Source organism: Nocardiopsis terrae (assembly GCF_014651695.1).
Classification (GTDB): Bacteria; Actinomycetota; Actinomycetes; order Streptosporangiales; family Streptosporangiaceae; genus Nocardiopsis; species Nocardiopsis terrae.
Map to the genome: position 1 here is coordinate 401,353 of NZ_BMXJ01000001.1, position 19,331 is coordinate 420,683.

18 protein-coding genes are annotated in these 19,331 nt (G+C 71.1%); 3 read left to right on the forward strand and 15 right to left on the reverse strand.

Annotated elements, in window-relative coordinates; translation table 11 throughout:
- Window positions 1–1,239, reverse strand: a 1,239-nt coding sequence (locus IE195_RS01895; RefSeq protein ID WP_191267370.1) for a peptide chain release factor 3, incomplete at its 3' end; no start/stop codon positions are given.
- Between the two features lie 96 nt (window positions 1,240–1,335).
- Window positions 1,336–2,064, reverse strand: coding sequence for a TetR/AcrR family transcriptional regulator (locus IE195_RS01900; protein WP_191267375.1), 729 nt, complete (start codon window positions 2,062–2,064; stop codon window positions 1,336–1,338).
- A gap of 159 nt (window positions 2,065–2,223) precedes the next feature.
- Here IE195_RS01900 and IE195_RS01905 point away from each other — a divergent pair, with 159 nt between their 5' ends.
- On the forward strand, window positions 2,224–3,378 hold the full coding sequence (locus tag IE195_RS01905; protein WP_191267387.1) for an acyl-CoA dehydrogenase family protein: 1,155 nt from the start codon (window positions 2,224–2,226) through the stop codon (window positions 3,376–3,378).
- 87 nt (window positions 3,379–3,465) lie between these two features.
- On the opposite strand, the gene IE195_RS01910 is transcribed toward IE195_RS01905, so the two are convergent.
- Window positions 3,466–4,281 carry a Rossmann-fold NAD(P)-binding domain-containing protein gene (locus IE195_RS01910; protein ID WP_191267392.1) on the reverse strand — a complete coding sequence of 272 codons (816 nt, stop codon included), beginning with the start codon at window positions 4,279–4,281 and terminating at the stop codon, window positions 3,466–3,468.
- Window positions 4,282–4,410: 129 nt separating this feature from the next.
- Complete coding sequence (locus IE195_RS01915) at window positions 4,411–4,653, reverse strand: hypothetical protein (RefSeq protein ID WP_191267395.1); 243 nt, start codon at window positions 4,651–4,653, stop codon at window positions 4,411–4,413.
- Between the two features lie 178 nt (window positions 4,654–4,831).
- Between IE195_RS01915 and IE195_RS01920 the strand changes: the two genes are divergently transcribed.
- Together IE195_RS01920 and IE195_RS01925 are read left to right on the forward strand one after the other, a co-directional pair.
- Window positions 4,832–6,004 carry a sensor histidine kinase gene (locus IE195_RS01920; protein WP_191267397.1) on the forward strand — a complete coding sequence of 391 codons (1,173 nt, stop codon included), beginning with the start codon at window positions 4,832–4,834 and terminating at the stop codon, window positions 6,002–6,004.
- A complete protein-coding gene (locus IE195_RS01925; protein WP_191267399.1) occupies window positions 5,983–6,696 on the forward strand; it encodes a response regulator transcription factor in 714 nt (237 codons plus the stop codon). The genes IE195_RS01920 and IE195_RS01925 overlap by 22 nt, the downstream gene beginning before the upstream one ends.
- A gap of 59 nt (window positions 6,697–6,755) precedes the next feature.
- Here the strand turns inward: IE195_RS01925 and IE195_RS01930 are convergent, their stop codons facing one another.
- The 11 genes from IE195_RS01930 to narI all read right to left on the reverse strand — a co-directional run bounded on the left by IE195_RS01930 (window position 6,756) and on the right by narI (window position 19,312).
- Window positions 6,756–8,510, reverse strand: coding sequence for a serine/threonine-protein kinase (locus tag IE195_RS01930; RefSeq protein WP_191267401.1), 1,755 nt, complete (start codon window positions 8,508–8,510; stop codon window positions 6,756–6,758).
- Between the two features lie 286 nt (window positions 8,511–8,796).
- Entirely contained in the window at window positions 8,797–9,894 is a 1,098-nt protein-coding gene (locus IE195_RS01935; protein ID WP_191267402.1) for a cytochrome P450 family protein, read from the reverse strand.
- Window positions 9,891–11,180: a cytochrome P450 family protein gene (locus tag IE195_RS01940; protein WP_191268042.1), complete on the reverse strand. Its 1,290-nt coding sequence runs from the start codon at window positions 11,178–11,180 to the stop codon at window positions 9,891–9,893. The genes IE195_RS01935 and IE195_RS01940 overlap by 4 nt, the downstream gene beginning before the upstream one ends.
- 356 nt (window positions 11,181–11,536) lie before the next feature.
- Window positions 11,537–13,900, reverse strand: a complete 2,364-nt coding sequence (locus tag IE195_RS01945; protein ID WP_225942562.1) for a heavy metal translocating P-type ATPase — start codon at window positions 13,898–13,900, stop codon at window positions 11,537–11,539.
- 18 nt (window positions 13,901–13,918) lie between these two features.
- Complete coding sequence (locus tag IE195_RS01950; RefSeq protein ID WP_191267404.1) at window positions 13,919–14,104, reverse strand: hypothetical protein; 186 nt, start codon at window positions 14,102–14,104, stop codon at window positions 13,919–13,921.
- A 1-nt stretch (window position 14,105) separates the two neighbouring features.
- Complete coding sequence (locus tag IE195_RS01955) at window positions 14,106–14,315, reverse strand: heavy-metal-associated domain-containing protein (protein ID WP_191267406.1); 210 nt, start codon at window positions 14,313–14,315, stop codon at window positions 14,106–14,108.
- Window positions 14,316–14,679: 364 nt separating this feature from the next.
- Window positions 14,680–15,279, reverse strand: a complete 600-nt coding sequence (locus IE195_RS01960; protein WP_191267408.1) for a GNAT family N-acetyltransferase — start codon at window positions 15,277–15,279, stop codon at window positions 14,680–14,682.
- Between the two features lie 208 nt (window positions 15,280–15,487).
- A complete protein-coding gene (locus IE195_RS01965; RefSeq protein WP_191267410.1) occupies window positions 15,488–16,987 on the reverse strand; it encodes an alanine/glycine:cation symporter family protein in 1,500 nt (499 codons plus the stop codon).
- A gap of 123 nt (window positions 16,988–17,110) precedes the next feature.
- Window positions 17,111–17,398, reverse strand: a complete 288-nt coding sequence (locus IE195_RS01970) for a GNAT family N-acetyltransferase (RefSeq protein WP_191267412.1) — start codon at window positions 17,396–17,398, stop codon at window positions 17,111–17,113.
- Window positions 17,399–17,520: 122 nt separating this feature from the next.
- Window positions 17,521–18,456 (reverse strand): DUF5996 family protein, encoded by a 936-nt coding sequence (locus IE195_RS01975; protein WP_191267414.1) that lies wholly within the window; start codon window positions 18,454–18,456, stop codon window positions 17,521–17,523.
- 103 nt (window positions 18,457–18,559) lie between these two features.
- The gene (gene narI, locus IE195_RS01980; protein ID WP_191267416.1) at window positions 18,560–19,312 is read right to left on the reverse strand and encodes a respiratory nitrate reductase subunit gamma; all 753 of its coding nucleotides are present in this window, start codon (window positions 19,310–19,312) and stop codon (window positions 18,560–18,562) included.
- Window positions 19,313–19,331: the final 19 nt, after the last annotated feature.

Consider the following 19,331-nt stretch of genomic DNA (forward strand, 5'->3'; position numbering starts at 1 on the left):
GCCCGCATCCACCGCACGCGCCACCACGAAGTGCTCCGGAGCGAAGCTGGGAATCGGCGGGAAGACCACCTTGGGACCGTCGTAGAGAGTGTCACCCACCGACAGAGCATGCGCGTTGACCAGCGCGATCACATCCCCCGGATAGGCGGTGTCGATCGTGGAGCGGTCCGAACCGAACACCGCCTGGGTGTACTTGGTCGCGAACGGCCGCCCCGTCGAGGCGTGGGTGAGCACCATCCCCCGGTCGAACCGCCCCGAGCTGACCCGCACGAACGCCATCCGGTCCCGGTGGTTACGGTCCATGTTGGCCTGCATCTTGAACACCTGCCCGGAGAAAGGCCGACCCACCGCACGGGGCCGCCCCTCCTCATCGGCCTTGGCCGAGGGCGCCGGCGCCCGGCCCACCACCGTGTCCAGCAGCTGGCCCACCCCGAAGTTGGACAGGGCCGCGCCGAACAGCACCGGAGAGGACTCACCCGCCATGAAGGAGTCGTAGTCGAAGTCGGCGCCCAGCGCCTCCAACAGCTCGATCTCCTCGGTGGCCTGCTCCCAGGCCTCCAGCTCGACCTCGGCGGCCTTGTCCGCGTCCAGGACCTCCTCGATGGCCTTGCTGGCGCCGCCCGGGGTGCGGGTCATCTTGGTGTAGGTCCCGCTCGTGCGATCGATGAGTCCGCGGAAGTCGCCCGCGATACCCACCGGCCAGTTCAACGGGGTCGGACGCAGGCCGATACGCTGCTCGATCTCGTCCAACAGCTCCAACGGCTCACGCCCGGGCCGGTCCCACTTGTTGACGAAGGTGATCACCGGCATCCTGCGCGCCCGGCACACGTCGAAGAGCTTCAGCGTCTGCGGCTCCAGGCCCTTGGCCGAGTCCAGCAGCATGATCGCGCAGTCCACCGCCGAGAGCACCCGGTAGGTGTCCTCGGAGAAGTCCGCGTGACCGGGGGTGTCCACCAGGTTCAGCACCCGGTCCTCATAGTCGATGCGCAACGCGGCCGAGGTGATCGAGATCCCCCGGTCCTGCTCCATCTCCATCCAGTCCGAGGTCACCCCCCGACGGTCGCCCTTGCCGTGCACCGCCCCGGCCGAGGAGATCGCCGCCGCGTGCAGCGCCAGGGCCTCGGTCAGCGTCGACTTACCGGCGTCCGGGTGGGAGATGACCGCGAAGGTCCGCCTCCGCTCCGCCTCGTGAACGACCTCTGACTCCTGCTTGGTCGCACCCGCCGTGTCCGCGCTCATCTCCGCTGTCCGCCCCGCCTCGTGTGCTGCCCTGTTTTCGGCCCCGTCCAGCCTACGCGCGCCGGGGTGTGCGCGGGACGCGCCCGGAGGGGCCCCCTACCGGTCCCGGTCCACCGCCTCGACGACGCACCGCAGCAGTTCCGCGCGCTCCACCCCGTGCGGGTAGACCGCCACCAGGACCCGCTCCCGGCCGCCCCAGCCACCGGACCCGGGCCCGGGCCCGTGCCCGCCGAGCATGGGCGCCGCCAGGTCGCCGACCCTGTCCATCGCCTCGTCGAACCGCTCCCACACCCGGTCGTCCTCCGGGTCCCGCAGCCACCCGCGCAGCACGTGGTTGTGCGCGGCGATGAGCGCCGCCGAGACCACCTCGACCTCCAGGGACGAGCGGTCCCCGCCCGCGCACTGGGCAAGGTAGTGGCTGAACGCCGCCTGGTACCGGGCGGTCATCGCCACCTCCCGGTCCCGCAGCCGCGGGTGCGCGCGCACCAGCCGGTACCGCGGCACGGTGATCTCGGGGTCGCGGACGTACCCCTGGAAGACCAGTCGCGCGGCGGCGACCACCGTGGGCAGCGGGCCGTCCGGGGAAGCCTCCATGTACCGCACGACCGTCTCGAAGAGCTCGTCGTGCTCGGCGAAGAGGATGTCCTCCTTGGAGCCGAACCTGCGGAAGAGGCTCCTGCGGCTCACCCCGGTGGCCTCCGCGACGCCCTCCATCGTGGTGGCCTCGAACCCCGCTTCGGTGAACAGTCCCACCGCCGCCAGCACCACCTCCCGGGTCTCCCGCGGCGGTGCTCCCCGCACCGCGCGCCCACCTGTCGCGCCCATGGCTTCCTCCTCCCGCCGGGTGACCCGACCTCTGGCGAAGGTAGCCGAACCCGTCGGTGTACTTCGCCCCTTTCACCCCCTACTCTGGCACTGAATGCCAGACATCGGCACCTAGTGCCAACTACCGGGGATCGTGCACTTCCTCGGGGAGGGAAGAACATGAGCGACTTCGACCTGTTCAAGACCAACGAGGAGCACGAGGAGCTGCGCGAGGCCGTGCGCTCGGTGGCCGAGGACAAGATCGCCCCGCACGCCGCCGAGGTGGACGAGAAATCGGCCTTCCCTCAGGACGCCCTCGACGCCCTGGTCGCCACCGACTTCCACGCCGCGCACATCGCCGAGGACTACGAGGGCGTGGGCGCCGACGCGCTCGCGACCTGCATCATCATCGAGGAGGTCGCCCGGGTGTGCGCCTCCTCCTCGCTCATCCCCGCGGTGAACAAGCTCGGCACCATGCCGCTGATCCTGGGCGCCTCCGAGGAGGTCAAGCAGCGCTACCTGACCCCCGTGGCGCGCGGCGAGGCAATGTTCTCCTACGGCCTGTCCGAGCGCGAGGCCGGTTCCGACACCGCCGCCATGCGCACCCAGGCCGCCCCCAAGGGCGACGACTGGATCCTCAACGGCCAGAAGTCCTGGATCACCAACGCCGGTGTCAGCGACTACTACACCGTCCTGGCCGTGACCGACCCCGAGGGCAGGCGCGGCCGCAACATCTCCGCGTTCGTCGTGCACGCCGACGACCCCGGCTTCACCCTGGGCGAGCCCGAGCGCAAGCTCGGCATCAAGGGCTCCCCCACCCGGGAACTGTTCTTCGACGACGTCCGCATCCCCGGCGACCGCATCGTCGGAGCCCCGGGCGAGGGCCTGAAGATCGCGCTGCGCACCCTGGACCACACCCGCGTCACCATCGGCGCGCAGGCCGTCGGCATCGCCCAGGGCGCCCTGGACCACGCCGTGGCCTACGTCAAGGAGCGCAAGCAGTTCGGCAAGGCCGTCGCCGACTTCCAGGGCATCCAGTTCATGCTCGCCGACATGGCCATGAAGCTGGAGACCGCCCGCCAGATGGTCTACGTGGCCGCCGCCAAGTCCGAGCGCGGCGACGAGGACCTGCCCTTCTACGGCGCCGCGGCCAAGTGCTACGCCTCCGACGCCGCCATGGAGATCACCACCGACGCCGTCCAGCTGCTGGGTGGTGCGGGCTACGTCAAGGACTTCCCGCTGGAGCGCATGATGCGCGATGCCAAGATCACCCAGATCTACGAGGGCACCAACCAGATCCAGCGCATGGTGATGGCCCGCCAGCTCCTCAAGTAGGCCGCAGACCCCCCGGGCCCGGCTCCGCGGGCCCGGGGTCCCGAACGCCCGCCCTCCCCTCCGGGGGCGGGCGTTCGCCGTTCCGGGTCAGTGCAGGGACTCCCGGGCGAACTTGGCCATCGGGGCGGGGTCCCGTCCCAGAGCACGGCGGACGTCGTCGGTGACCACGGCGGCCCGGCCGTTGGCGATCGCACGGAACCGCTCGTTGAGGGTGTCCACGTACCGGTCCGACCAACCGATGTCGGTGGCGCGGAAGTAGAACCCGGCCTCGTCCACCTTCTTGTACCGCCACACCGGGCTCTCCGTGCCCTTGGTCATCCTGACGACCTCGCGGAAGGTGACGGCGGCGGGGCCGGTGAGCGTGTACTCGCGGCCGTGGTGCCCCTCCTCGGTGAGCGCGGCGACGACGGTGTGGGTGACGTCCCGGGCGTCCACGAAACTGGCCGCCGCGTCCTTGGCCAGCGGCAGCTCCAGGCGCCCCTTGCGGGAACGGGCCAGGCGGGCGAAGACCCCTTCGGTGAAGTCCTGGTCCAGCCAGTTGGGGCGGACCACGGTCCAGTGGTCGAACAGTTCCCGGACCCGGCGCTCCAGCACGCGCTGTTCGGAGTCGGGCGGCCCGTTCTCGGTGCCCATCGCGGTGGTCAGCACGGCTGTCCGGACCCCCGCCGCGACCGCCCTCTCCAGGAAGGCCCCGACCCGGTCGGTGAGCCCGCTGGCCATGGGGACCGTCACGAACAGACGCTCCACACCCTCCACCGCCGGTTCCCAACTGGTGGTGTCGGTCCAGTCCAGCCGCACCTCGCCGTCCCTGGAGGCACCGGCGGCCGACAGGCCGCGCCTGCGCAGTTCGGTCAGGACACGTCGGCCCACCTGTCCGGTGGCGCCGGTGACCAGTGTGCTCATTCGGGTGATCCCCCAGGTTCACGCGCGAGTGCTCCGCCTGCTGACGGTACCCACTCCCGCGAGCGAAACAGGCGCGCAACGGCGCATCGGCACAGCGCGCCGCACCGTCCCGCCCCCGGGCGAGGGGGCTCAGGCCCGGCGCCGGGCGGACGGCGACGCCTCCGCGGCCACCACGAGCACGACCCCGCAGACCGCCAGGCCCAGGTTGGCCAGCAGGGCGTTCTCCTGGAGCACGGCGACGTTGCGGACGACGAGGCGGTTGAAGGCGTTGAGCACGACGCCGAGGATCGGCTGGGTCCAGAGGTGGTCGACGGCCCCGCTGACCCCCATGAGGGTGATGAGGGCTCCCAGGCCCTGGAGGAACTTGCGCATACGCCGAACCTAGGAGGCGGAGCCCTCTCACCGCATCGGTCGAAGGCCCGCCCCGACCGAACCCAGGTCTACCGCTGTCACCTGCGGTGTTCGACCAAAGTAGGGGACCGCCCGTCCTTGGTACCGCGTCGGCTCGGGGAGGCCCTGTCGGGTGCCCGCCGCTCGTAGACTCCGAGCGATGAACGACACGGCCACTCCCCCGGAGCGACACCGGCGCAGCGTACGCGACTGGATCGTGGACGCGCTGATGTTCCTGATCGCCCTGGGGTTCGGGCTGCTCGGCTCGGTGACGTTCCCCGGGGACCCGCCTCCCCCGCCCCGGCCCGAACTGTTCACCGTGGCCGACCAGCTGGTCGCCCTGGGCGGTTGCACGGCCCTGTGGTGGCGGCGCCGGTGGCCGGTGCGGATCGCTGTGGCCCTGGTGCTGCTCTCCGCGGTCTTCCCGCTGGTCGGCGGTGCGATGCTCGCCGCCCTGTTCTCGCTGTGCGTGCACCGTCCGCCCAGGGTGGGGCTGTCGGTGCTGGCGCTGAGCTTCCTGGCCTCCCTCGTCAACGTCACCATCCACCCGGAAGGCGGAGCTCCCTTCCTGGTGATGTTCCTGCTCGCGGCGGTCTTCCAGGGGGCCGTCGCCGGCTGGGGGCTCTCGGTCCAGCACCGCCGCCAGCTGTTCGACTCGTTGCGTGAGCGGGCGGTCCACGCCGAGACGGAGGCCCGGCTGCGCGCCGAACACGCGCAGCACCAGGTGCGCGAGTCGATCGCCCGGGAGATCCACGACGTCCTCGGGCACCGCCTGTCGCTGCTCAGCGTGCACGCGGGCGCCCTGGAGTACCGTCCGGACGCCTCACCGGAGGAGGTGGGCCGGTCCGCGAAGGTGATCCGGGAGAGCGCGCACCAGGCCCTCCAGGACCTGCGCGAGGTGATCGGGGTGCTGCGCGCCCCCGTGGGCGAGCTGCCGCAGCCGACCATGGCGGACCTGGCCCAGCTGGTCGCGGAGGCGGGTGTGGCCGGGGCGGGCGTGGAGTTCGTCGAGGAGTACTCCGGGACCGTCCCCGAACGGACCGGGCGCACGGCCTACCGGATCGTCCAGGAGGCGCTGACCAACGCCCGCAAGCACGCGCCCGGTGCCCGCACGTCCGTGCGGGTCTCCGGGGGGCCGGGCCGGGGCCTGAGCGTGGAGGTCCGCAATGGGCCGGAGGGGCGGCCCGCGGCGACCGCCTCCGAGGGGCCGGGGAACGGCCGGGGCCTCGTGGGGCTGAGTGAACGGGTGTCCCTCGCCTCGGGCCGGCTGGAGTACGGGCCGACCGGCGATGGTGGCTGGAGCCTGTCCGCATGGCTACCGTGGCCGTCATGAGCGAAGCGGCGCGGGACGGGGACCGGCGGATCGGTGTGCTGATCGTCGACGACGACGCACTGGTGCGGGTCGGTCTGGTGATGATGATGGGCGGCGCTCCGGACGTGAGCGTGCTGGCCGAGGCCGAGGACGGCGGCGAGGTCCTGGACCTGGTCGCGCGGCACTCGCCCGACGTGGTCCTGATGGACATCCGGATGCCCACCGTGGACGGGCTGACCGCCACCGAACGGCTGCGGGCGCTGCCCCGACCGCCGGAGGTGCTGGTGCTCACCACCTTCGACGCGGACGAGCACGTACTGCGCGCCCTGCGCGCGGGGGCCGCCGGGTTCCTGCTCAAGGACACCCCGCCCGAGGAGATCGTGGAGTCGGTCCGGAGGGTGGCGCGGGGGTTCCCCGTGCTGTCGCCGAACGTGACGCGGCGGCTGATGGACCGGGTGGCCCACGCCGACCACAGCGAGCGCGCCGACCGGGCCCGCGACCGCCTGGCCGTGTTGAACGCCCGGGAGACCGAGGTGGCGGTGGCGGTCGGTGAGGGCCGGTCGAACGCGGACATCGCGGCGCGGCTGTTCCTGAGCGTGCCGACCGTGAAGACGCACGTGTCCAGCATCCTCACCAAGCTGGACCTGAACAACCGGGTGCAGATCGCCCTGCTGGTGCACGACGCGAACCTGCTCGGCGAGGACCAGGGCTGACACCCCGGGGGCACCCCCGGGACGGGCTCTGTCCCGGGGGGCTCCGGTCGGCCGTGCCGTCAGTCTGCAGGCTCGAAGGATTCCGAGATCCGGTCCAGGAGGTCGTGGTTGTAGTCCTGGGGCTCACCGCTCGTCAGGAACAGCGCGTACCCGGTGTCCTCGGTGTGGAAGCCGCGGTTGATCGCGTGCATCTGCCCGCCGTCCCCGGAGTAGGTGAACTCCCAGTCGGCGGCGCTGACGTAGTCGTCGGCCCAGTCTGCGTCCACGTCCTCGATCCCGATGAGGGAGTAGCCGCCGAAGTTCTGGCTGCCGGCCGGCTCGAAGTCGCGCCAGTCGTCCCCGGCGTCCGGGTTGGGGTCGGAGGTCTGGTCGACCAGGAGGTAGCCGCCGTCGGGGTTGTGGAAGTAGACCATGTGGTCCCGGTGCTCGAGCTCCCAGTCCTCGGGGACGTCGACGGAGAAGCCGCTGGGGTCCTCGTGTCGGACGAGGAAGTCCCACTCCCCGTCCTCTTCCTCCTCCGGGTCCTCCTCGTCCGGCTCTTCCTCCTCGGTCCCTGCGTCCTCCTGCTCGGCGCCCTCCTGGTCACCGTCGGCCCCGGCCCCGGCCCCGGCCTCGGCCTCGGGGTCACCGGTGGGGTCGGCCGCGGTCTGCTCCTCGCTGGAACCGGCCAGCCCCGCGTCCGGGCCCCCCGGACGGTTCATGCTGACGAACAGCGTGGTCGCGGCTGCTCCGACCAGCAGGACCAGGACGGCCGCGACGACCATGAACGCCCGTGTCCGGGAACCGGCCGGCCTCTCGCGAGTGCGCTGGGGGGCGTCGGCGGGCGGCGAGGGGCTCGGTGCGGACCCGGCGGCGCTGACCGCCCGGTCCACCGTGCCCTGGCCGGTGACCCGGTTCCACTCCGGTCCGGCACCGGGGTCGGAGGCCTCCGGTGAGGAGTCGGCCGTGTCGGGGGCGGGGGCCACCGTGGTGGTGCTCGCCCCTCCGGCGCTGCGGACCTCGCGCAGGAGTGCGCGGACCTCGGAGACCGAGGGGCGGTCCTCGGGGTCCTTCTCGCACAGCGCTTCGAGGACGGGGCGGAGCGCACCCGCGTTGGGCGTCTCCGGCAGGTCCTGGGTGACGATGGCGGTCAGGGTGGCCATCGGGGTGGGCCGGTCGAAGGGCAGCCCGCCCTCCACCGCCTGGTAGAGGGTGATGCCCAGCGCCCACATGTCGGAGGCGGGTGTGGCCGAGCGGCCGTGCGCGATCTCCGGCGCGAGGTAGCTCGGCGAACCGATCAGCAGCCCGGTGCTGGTCAGGTGGGTGGAACCGTCCAGGTGGGCGATACCGAAGTCGGTGAGGACGGCCCGGTCGTTTCCGGCGATCAGCACGTTGCCCGGTTTGATGTCGCGGTGCACGATGCCCCGGTTGTGCGCTTCGGCGAGCCCGGCGGCCATCTGCTCGCCGATGTCGGCGGCGCGGCGGACCGGGAGCGTCCCCTCCTCGCGGATGATGTCGCCGAGGGAGGGCCCGCGTACGAGCTCCATCACGATCCACGGGCGCCCGTCCTCCTCCGCCACGTCGAACACCGTGATGATGGCCGGGTGGCTGAGCTGGGCGGCGCTGCGGGCCTCGCGGAGCATGCGGGTGCGCAGGACGTCGACCTCGTGCGAGGGGAGGTTCGGCGGTGTCGTCAGTTCCTTGACCGCGACCGTCCGGTCCAGCAGGGTGTCCGTCCCGCGCCAGACCCGGCCCATACCGCCCGCGCCGATGATCTCGTCCAGGCGGTACCGGTTGGCCAGGACACGACCGGGCTCGGCTTCCGAACTGTTCATGTGTGCGCGCAATCCTCTTCGGGGGAGGGGCCTTCCGGGGGAGGAGGGCTGAACCGGGGTTGGGACAGGGCAGGGGGTCGTGGGGGACCCTCCCGAGTCTAGGAGCCCGAACCCGCCCCTTGGTGCTCCCCCGAAGGTGCCGACAGTGTCCCCATGACCGGACAGACCCACCCGAAACGCCCCTGAAATGCGAAGATCCCGCCGGGGGACGCCGAAGCATCCCACGACGGGACCGGGAAAACCGGGCGTGTCCCGCAGGACTCCGGTGAGCGCGGCCGGATCGGGGTCAGCGCAACCGGACCGGGAGGGCCTCCACCCCCGCGGAGATGATGGACGGCGACTCGGCCAGATCGGCCTCGTCCACCGCCACGTCGAGCCCGGGGAAGCGTTCGAACAGGCGCGGCAGGAGCTCGTTGACCTCCATCCGGGCCAGGTTCGCCCCCAGGCAGTAGTGCCGCCCGTGGGAGAAGGCCAGGTGCGAGGTGTCCTCGCGGGTGATGTCGAACTCGCCCGCCGTGGAGCCGTGGCGTTCGGGGTCCCGGCCGGCGGAGGCGTAACCGAGCATCAGCGCCTCGCCCTTGGGCAGGCTCACCCCGGCGAGCTCCATGTCCTCGGTGGTGTAGCGCATCGGCACGTACTCGCCGGGCGGGTTGAGGCGCAGCACCTCCTCGATCGCCTCGGACCACTCCGCCTTGCCCGCGACGATCATGTCGAGCTGGTCGCGGTGGCCGGTGAGCAGCCGCACCGCGTTACCGATGAGGTTCATCGTGGTCTCGTAGCCGGCGCTGATGAACAGCACCAGGTTCCAGATGAGCTCGTCCTCGGTGAGCTTGTCCTCCTCGTCGCGGGCGGCGATGAGGGCGGTGGTCAGGTCGTCTCCGGGCTCGGCGCGTTTGGCCGCCACCAGCCCGGTCAGGACCGCCCACATCTCGAAGAAGGTCGACATGGCCTCGTCGGGTGTGACGCTCTGGTCGAAGAAGACGCCGACGAGCCGGTGCAGCTTGGGCCGGGTCTCCTCGTCCAGCCCGAACAGGTCACTGATCACCGTGAGCGGGAGCGGCTGCGCGACCAGGGACCGGAGGTCGACGACGCCGTCCCCGCTCTGCCCGGCCGCCCGCTCCAGGTCGTCGAGGAGCGCTTCGACGATGCCCGTGACGGCCGGGCGGAGCTGCTCGACGCGGCGCGGGGTGAACGCCTTGGACACCAGCCTGCGCAGCCGGGTGTGGTCCTCCCCGTCCTTGGACAGCATGTTCTCGTTGATGATCCAGGAGATCAGCGGCCAGTCCGGCGGGACCTCGCCCTCGTTGAACGCCCTCCAGTGCCGCTTGTTCTTCTGGATGCGCGGATCGGCCAGCGCGTCGCTGACCGCCTGGTGGGAGGTCACGACCCACGCATCAACCTGACCAGGAAGTTCGACAGGGACGACAGGGGCGATGTCCCTGAGGTGGTCTGCCTGCGCGCTGATGTTTCCGGGGGCGAGTCGGATGCGGTCCAAGGTGTTCCTTCCACTGGGGGGCGGGGTGCGGCGGGAGGCTGCGGGGGGAACCCGACCGGGAGCTCGACCGGGATCCAGGACAGGGCCGACAGGTGCCAGCGCAGGTCCTGGGGAGGTACCGCCAGGTGCAGTCCCGGCAGCCGGTCCAGGAGGGTGCGCAGCGCGATGATGGTGATCGTGGTGGCCTCCTCCCGCGCCGGGCAGCGGTGGGCCCCGGCGCCCCAGGCCACGTGGGCCCGGTTGCTCGACTCCGCCATCTGCTCCGCGTTCTCCTCCAGGAAGAAGCGGTTGGCGGCGGCGAAGCCCAACAGGATCGGCGAACCCGCCTGGATGGTGCGGCCGCCGCCGATCGGCACGTCCGTCCTCGGGTAGATGACGGGATAGTTGGTGATCGGCGGGTCCTGCCACAGGACGCGGTCGACGGTGTCGGCGAGGACGGTCGGGGAGGGCGCACCGCCGCCCGCGGTGTTGGGGTCGGCGAGGACCGCCCGTACCCCGGCGCTGATGAGGTTGGCGGTGGGCTCGTTGGCCGCGGCCACCAGCAGGAGGAGCTGCATGATCACCTCCTCGTCGCTGAGCGCCGCCCGGTGCTGGATCAGCCGGGTGGTGACGTCGTCGCCGGGTTCGCGGTGCTTGGCGGTGACCACCTCGGACAGGGCGCGTTCGGCCTCGGCGTTCGACTTCTCCGCGTCGATACCGAGCCAGAGGTTGCGCATGGCCTCCGCGAAGCGCATGCTCTGGTCCCGGTCGAAGCCGAACAGCTCGTTGATGACGAGGAGCGGCAGCATCCGGGCGTACTCGTTGAGGACGTCGGCGCGGCCCCGTTCACAGAACTCGTCGATGAGACCGTTCGCGTACGACTGGGTCACCTTGGTCAGGCGCTCCGATCCGACCGCTCCGAGGCTGTCGGTGATCGCCCTCCGGTAGCGCTGGTGTTCGGTGCCGTCGGTGAAGAGGGCGTTCGTGCGGGGGGCCATCATCGGCAGCACGGACGCGTCCGCGTCGATCCGGCCCTCGCGGAAGTCCTTCCACAGGCGGGCGTCGTGCCCGAACGCGGTGGTGTCCCGGCTCCAGGAGATCAGGGTGGTGTAGTCGGTGACCAACCACCCGTGCACGCCGGGTTCCAACTCGACCGGGACCACCGGCCCGTGTGCGGCGCGCATCTCGGCGTACACGGCGTAGGGGTCCGGGTGCGGTTCGTCTCGGTACAGCTTGGCGCGGGGGCATCCGGATGTCACGGGGACCTCTGTCGTGCGGGGGCGGATAACAGGTGCGGGTTGACCGTCCTTCGGTTGGCCACCGGCGTTCAGCCGGTCCGGGTCGGGCGCGGACGGGCCGCGCGCATCACGCGGAGCCCCACGGGGTGGAGCTCCGCGCAAACCCTAGCGGCCGGGGGTCCGCGGGGCGAGACCTGGGCCACACCTGGCCAGAGCGGGCGGGCACCGGTGGTGCTCCGCCCGCTCCCGGGCGGCCCGGACCGCACCCGGCCCCTCCGGTGCCCCCGCGACCCGCCCGTGTTCCGGCCCCCTGCTCAGGCTCCCTTCCCGCTGAAGCTCCGCCTCCCCCGCACCCGGGTCTCGTCCACCCGGGTGTCGCCGTCCGCGTGCGGGGCGTCGGAGGGGACCGTTTCGTTCAGCGGGCGGAAGCGGCGCAGGCGCTGGCTGTTGCTCACCACGAACACGCTCGACAGGGCCATCGCCGCGCCGGCGAGCATGGGGTTGAGCAGCCCCATCGCGGCCAGTGGCAGGGCAGCGGTGTTGTAGGCGAAGGCCCAGAACAGGTTGCCCTTGATGGTGCCGAGGGTGCGCCGGGACAGCCGGACCGCGTCGGCGGCCGCCCTCAGGTCCCCCCGGACCAGGGTGAGGTCGCTGGCCTCGATGGCCACGTCGGTTCCGGTGCCCATGGACAGCCCCAGGTCGGCCCGGGCGAGCGCGGCGGCGTCGTTGACCCCGTCGCCGACCATCGCCACCGTGCGCCCTTCGGCCTGGAGCCGGGTGACCACGTCGACCTTCTCCTTGGGCAGGACCTCGGCGATGACCTCCTCGATCCCCACCGTGTCGGCGACCGAGCGGGCCACCGCCCGGTGGTCGCCGGTCAGCAGGATCGGGGTCAGCCCCAGAGCTCGGAACTGGCGGACCGCCTCGGCGCTGGTCGGCTTGACCGTGTCGGCCACCTCCAGCACGCCCCTGGCCCGGCCGTCCCAGCCGACCGCGACGGCGGTGCGGCCCTGGGCCTGGGCCGACTCCAGCGCTCGGGCCAGTTCCTCCGGCAGTGCCTGTGACCACTCCGCCAGGAGCGCGGCCCGGCCCACCAGGACGGCGTGGCCGTCCACGACGCCCTGGACGCCCCGTCCCTCGATGTTGGCAAAGTCCTCCGGGTCGGGGAGGTCGCCGACCCGCGCCGCGGCCCCCGTGGCGATCGCCCGGGCGATGGGGTGTTCGGAGGCGTTCTCCAGGGCTCCGGCCAGCCTCAGGACCTCGTCCGCGTCCTCGCCGCGGGCCTCGGTGACGCCGACCAGGGCCATCTTGCCGGTGGTGACGGTGCCGGTCTTGTCCAGCACGACGGTGTCCACCCGCCGGGTGCTCTCCAGCACCTCCGGGCCCTTGATCAGGATGCCCAGCTGGGCGCCGCGCCCGGTGCCGACCATCAGCGCCATCGGGGTGGCCAGCCCGAGGGCGCAGGGGCAGGCGATGATCAGCACGGCGACGGCGGCGGTGAAGGCCGCTCCCGCCGGGTCGCCGGTGCCGAGCCAGAAGCCCAGGGCTGCGACCGCGATCATGATGGCGACGGGGACGAACACCCCGGCGACCCGGTCGGCGAGCCGCTGCACGGCCGCCTTGCCGTTCTGCGCGTCCTCGACCAGGCGCGCCATCTGTGCGAGCTGGGTGTCGGAGCCGACCCGGGAGGCCCGCACGACCAGGCGGCCGCCCGCGTTGACGGTGGCCCCGACCACGGCGGATCCCGGTGCGACCTCGACCGGCACGGACTCACCGGTGAGCATGCTCATGTCGACGGCGGAGGTGCCCGACTCGACGGTGCCGTCGGTGGCGATCTTCTCCCCGGGGCGGACCACGAAGCGGTCGCCGACCGCCAGCCGGTCCACGGGGACCGGTTCCTCGCGGGCCGCGGCGCCCTCGCCCCGCAGCACGGTGACCTCCTTGGCGCCCATCTCGAGCAGGGCTCGCAGGGCGGCGCCCGCCCGGCGCTTGGACCGCGCCTCGAAGTACTTGCCGAGGAGGATGAAGGAGGTGACGCCCGCCGCGACCTCGAGGTAGATGTTGGCCGAGCCGTCGGTGCGGGCGATGGTGAACTCGAAGGGGTGGGTCATGCCCGGTGTCCCGGCGGTGCCGAGGAACAGGGCGTAGAGGGACCAGAGGAACGCCGAGGTGACACCCAGGGAGACGAGGGTGTCCATGGTCGCGGTGCCGAGCCTGAGGTTCTTCCACGCCGCGGTGTGGAAGGGCAGAGCGCCCCAGACCACGACCGGCGCTGCCAGGGTCAGGGAGGCCCACTGCCAGTGGGTGAACTGCAGGGCCGGGACCATCGCCATCGCGATGACCGGGGCGGACAGCACGATCGAGATGATCGCCCGGTTCCACAGGGCCTGGGAGGGGTCGGCCGGGTCGGCCTCCTCCGGCCCCTGCTCGGACTCGGACCGGGGCACCGTGGCGGTGTAACCCGCCTTCTCGACCTGGGCGAGGAGGTCCTCGACCGGGATCGCCGGGCCCTCGAAGGAGACCCTGGCCCTCTCCGTGGCGAAGTTGACGGTGGCGCTGACGCCCTCCATCTTGTTGAGGCGCTTCTCCACCCGGTTGGCACAGGCCGCGCAGGTCATCCCGCCGATGGCCAGTTCCACCGGCTCCACTGCGGCGGACGCCGTCTTGCTGCTACTCATATGCCGCTCCAGGCTTGGTCAGTGTTCGGCACTGTCGCCGCCGTCGTGGTCCTGTTCGCCCTCCGCGGGGAGCTCCGTGCCCTCCGAGTGCCCCTCGGGCCACTCCGGCAGGACGGGGCCGGCCAGGGAGCCGGCCCCGAACGCCGCGGCGAACACGACCACGAGACCCACGGCGTAGAGCCCTAGTTTCGTGGCCACACCCATGTCAGCCGGCCACCTCGTAACCGGCCTCGTCGATGGCGGCGCGCACGGCGGAGTCGTCGATCTGCCCCTCGCCGGTGACGGTCACCTTCTTGCTCTCCAGGTCGACCTGTACGCCGGTGACGCCGGAGACCCCGCCGACCTCCTCGGTGACCGAGTTGACACAGTGCCCGCAGGTCATGCCCTCGACGGTGTAGACGGCGGTGCTGGCCATTCCTGCCTCCTGGTGCGATCTGCCGCGCTGGTTCGCGCGGTCGGTTCCAACAGGGCCCAATATACCCCCCAGGGGTATATTTCTGTCAAACCCCCATGGCGTCCTGCCACCGGAACGCGCTCGCCACGTTACCCCAGGGGGGTACCAAAAAAGGGCAAAGCACCCACCAGAGCAGGACAGCGGGGCTCCGGCCCCGCGCCCGGGCGCCGCCCCGCACAGCAGAACGGGCCCCCGCAACGGACACGGGGACCCACGGATCATCGGGAATCAGGGCAGGACCAGCGGCGACGACACGCCCGGAAGGGGGAAGGAGGCTTGGAGGTATACCCTCCCCCCGTTTATGGGGAACGCTCCCAAGAGCGCGTCACTCCGCCTTGAGAGCGAGCCTGGCCACCACCCTCTCGCTCGTGTGGTGGCCCTGGATGGTGAAACCGGCCCGGCGGAACATCTCCACCGTGCCGGTGTAGACCTCGGCACTGGGGGCACGGCCGCCCGCGGTGTCCACCGGGTAGGCCTCCAGGACACGCGCGCCACCCGCACGGGCGTACTCGATCGCCCCGTCCAGCAGCCGACTGCCCAGCCCGCGCCTGCGTCTGCGCGGCGGCAGCCAGAAGCACACCAGGGACCACACGCCGGGTTCGCCGGGATCGGCCGGGCGCAGGGTCCGGGAGCGGGACAACCGGATGAAGTCCTCCCGCGGGGCCACGGAGACCCAGCCGCACGGGCCGTCCCCGTCGTAGGCGAGCAGCCCCGGGACACGCCCGTCCAGGGTGAGTCGGCGCAACTCGTCCTTGTTGTCCAGACCGCGTGTGGAACGATCACACGAGACGCTCGCCGTGTGGTCCTTGGCGCGTCTTCGGAAGAACGTGCACCAGCAGTGCCCGTACGCTCCGGTCGGTCCGAACAGGTTCTCCAGGTCATCCCACCGCTCGGCGGTGGCGGGCTCGATTGAGACGATGGACATCGGACTCCCTCGCGAGGCGCAACTCTGACCGCCACAACTGTGATGCAGCACACTAGCGGTGATCCGCTGTGACCGAAAGAACACAGATGCGTGAAAGCTCCTACTGTTAGCGATTTGTGCGCTTCTCCGGTGGAAACGGGCACGCCCGCGGACGGCGCGGGGCGCGCCCGGACCAACCGGACGCGCCCCGTCTCCCGTCGTTTCCGGATCAGGAGGAGGTCTGCTCCCCCGCCGCCGAAGCGGTCCTCCCCTCGGGGTCCCAGCACTCCACCCCGCGCAGGTCGGGCATCCGGTCCCGGGTGAAGACCGGGTCCAGCCCCTGCTTGCGCTGCTCGGTGTAGTCCTTGAGCAGACGGAACGCGATCGCCGCCAGGGGTGTGATCGCCACCAGGTTGACCAGCGCCATCAGACCCATGGTCGTGTCAGCCAGCGTCCAGACCAGGTCGATCGATCCCAGCGCGCCGAGGAAGGTCGCCGTCAGGAACAGCACCTTGTAGACGAACATGGCGTTGGAGCTGTTGGTGAGGTACTCCAGGTTGGACTCGCCGTAGTAGTAGTTGCCCAGCACCGACGTGAACGCCACCAGGACGATGATCAGGGTCATCAGGTGCATCGACCACGGCCCGAGCATCGCCGTGACCGCGTGCTGGGTCAGGTCCGGCTCACGGGCCCCGTCCAGCGTGCCCTGGTAACCGAGCAGGATGATGAACGCCGTCATCGAGCAGACCACCAGCGTGTCGAAGTAGACGCCCAGGGTCTGGACCAGCCCCTGCTTGACGGGGTGGGAGACCGAGGCGCTGGCGGCGGCGACCGGGGCCGAGCCCAGGCCGGCCTCGTTGGAGAACATGCCCCGGCGCACGCCCTGGATGATCACCATCGCCAGACCCGCGGCGGCGAACTCGCGGACACCGAAGGCGTGCTCGACGATCAGCGCGAACATGGCCGGGATCTGCTGGTAGTTCATCACCATGATGACCAGGCCGAGCACGAGGTAGGCCAGGGCGAAGGAGGGGATGAGCGCCTGGGCGGTGTGCGCGATGCGGCGCACCCCGCCGAAGATCACCAGTGCGGTGACGCCCACCAGGACCGCGCCGACGACGACCGGGAGCAGCCAGCCGTCTCCGCTGACCACGTTCGCGGTGGAGTTGCCGACGGCGCCCACGATGGTGTTGCTCTGCACCGCGTTGAAGACCATCGCGAAGGTCGCGAGGATCGTGATCGAGAACAGGACGCCGGCCCAGCGCGCGCCGAGCCCGCGCTCCATGTAGTACGAGGGGCCGCCCCGGTAGCCGCTGCTGTCACGGACCTTGTACAGCTGGGCCAGGGTGGACTCGACGAAGCTGGCCGCTCCGACGATCAGGGCCATCATCCACATCCAGAAGACCGCGCCCGGACCGCCGAGCGAGATGGCCACCGCGACGCCGATGATGTTCCCGGTGCCGATGCGGGCCGCGGCCGAGATCATGAACGCCTGGATCGACGAGACGGCCTTCCTGCCGTCCGGCGCGATCTCCGGCTTGCTCTTCAGCACCCGGAACATCTCCGGGAGGAGGCGGACCTGGACGAGCCCGGAACCGATGGTGAAGTACAGGCTCACCACCACCAGCAGCGGGATCAGGATCCAGGACCAGAAGATCTCGTTGTTGAAGAACGCGATCGCCTCGGTGAGGCGGGCGTCAAGTGTTGTTGCCTCAGCAGCGAGTAACACGGGAGTGGGGCTCCTTTGCTCCGACGAATAACCGCCAGATCATGCCCACATAGTGGGACGGGACACCATTTGTCGCACGCTGTGTCCGGATGGTGATGTTCCCGTTAGCCCCCGGGCCCCTGGTCAGCCCGTGTGGACGAGGTCCGCGTAGTCCGGGTTCCGTTCCAGGAAGGCCTGGGCGAACGGGCAGATCGGCACGATCTTCAACCCCCGGCCCCGGATGTGGTCCAGGGAGTCGCGCATGAGCGCGCTGGCCACGCCCCTGCCCTCGAACGCCGGTTCCACCTCCACGTGCGGGAGGGCCAGAACCCCCTCGGCGATCAGGTGGTAGGCGGAGAAGCCGACCACCTTCCCGTCCGCGCTCACCTCGTACCGAGACCGTTCCGGAACGTCGACGACGGACAGATCCATTGCCACTACCCCCGATTCGAGTGTGTCCCGCACACGCGTTGTGCGCTTGGTGGGCCCCACAGGATGCCACGTTCCCACATCGACCCCCCTCGCACACCCCGGGGTACCTGCGCCGGCCCCGGTCAGTGGCCCGCCCGGTACGGGTCGGTGACCCCGCCCGGGCAGGCGAGGGCGTCGACGTCCCAGCCGAGCCGCCCCGCCCCGGCCCGGTAGGCGCTCTCCAGGAACTCCAGGACCGCCGCGCGCGGATCCGGCTGTTCGCGCGCCTCGGCGTACCGCAGCAGCGCCAGGTGCCCGCTGCCGCTGGGCACCCACTCCGCGGCCGGGCTGAGCGGTTCCTCGGTCAGCCCCTCGGGTTCGGGCGCCGCGTAGGCGTAGAAGCAGGGTTCTGGGACGTTGTCGTCGCCGAACCAGAACCCGAAGCTGACCACCTCGCGCGAGTAGGCCTCGCGCACCAGGCCGCCCGCCTCCTCCGGCTGTTTGACCGGGTGCTCCGAGAAGCGGGTGAGCGCGATGTCGAACGTGTGCCAGAAGTGGTGCACCGGGCTGGTCTTGCCGGAGAACCCGGACGCGAACTCCTCCAGCACCAGGTTCACCTGGCTCAGGATCTGCCAGTACCTGGTGGCGTGCTCGGGCACGTACACGGCGTGCTCGTGGTCGTCCACGAAGGGCCGTTCGGCGTCCGGGAGGTCGAAGGGGCGCGCGAGCGGGATGCTGCCGTCCACCCCCAGGCTGTCCAGGGCCGACTGGAACCGGAGGTAGAACGAGGAGACGCTGTGCCCCCGGAGGGGGAAGGCTGCCGTGTCCCCGTCCAGGTTCGACGCGACCAGCTGGTGCCGGACGAAGTCGAAGTCCACCGTGAACACCGGGTTGCCGTCGACGAACCCCATCGGCCGGGAGGTGATCCCGCTTCCGGTGAGGTGGAAGGGCACGTGCCACCAGTGGTTGCGGCGGGGGCTGTGGCTCAGCCGGACCTTGCCGACGATCTGTTCGAAGCGGTGGATGGTTTCCTTGGTCTCGTGCCACTCGTCGAGCGGGAACGACGGGAACAGCTCCATGACGACGGTTCTCCTCGGTGCTTCCGGAACGGGTCGGGGCGGCTCTGGGTTCGGACGGGACGGGTACGGGACCGGTCCGGGACGGTGCGGGACCGCGGCCCGGTCACCAGCCCCGACGGGTGGCCCGCTCCGCCTGACCGGCCCCCGCGGGGTGCTGGTCGCGGGAGCGGTAGAGGACGTAGGGGCGGAACAGGTAGCCGACCGGAGCGCTGAAGGCGTGCACCAGCCGGGTGAAGGGCAGCAGCGTGAACAGGGCCAGGCCCATCAGTGCGTGCAGCTTGTAGGGCGCTTCGGCCGCGGCCATGGCGGCGATGTCGGGCTGGAGGACCCAGACGGACCGGAACCACGGCGAGACCGTCTCCCGGTAGTCCTGGGTGTGCCCGCCCGCGAGCTCCACACCCGCGAAGTAGACGGTCATCCCCAGACCGGTCAGGATCGCCAGGACCAGGACCGCGTACATGAGCTTGTCGTTGCGGGTGGTGGCGCTGAACACCGGCCCGGTGGTGCGCCTGCGCCAGATCAGCAGGGCGATCCCGGCGAGCGTGCAGAAACCGGCGACCAGGCCGAGCGAGAGCGCCGTCACGTGGTAGAGCGTGTCCGGGACCCCGAGCGCACGCGTCCACGTGTCGGGCACCAGCAGCCCCACCACGTGGCCGGCGATCACCACCAACAGGCCGAAGTGGAAGAGCGGACTGCCGATCCGCAGCAGCCGGGACTCGTACAGTTCCGAGGAACGGGTGGTCCAGCCGAACCGGTCGTAGCGGTAGCGCCACACCAGCCCTCCCACCACGAGCACCAGTACCACGTAGGGCAGCACGCCCCAGAGCAGGAGGTCCGCCGGACCGAACCCGCTCATCCCCGTCTCACCGCCCGTC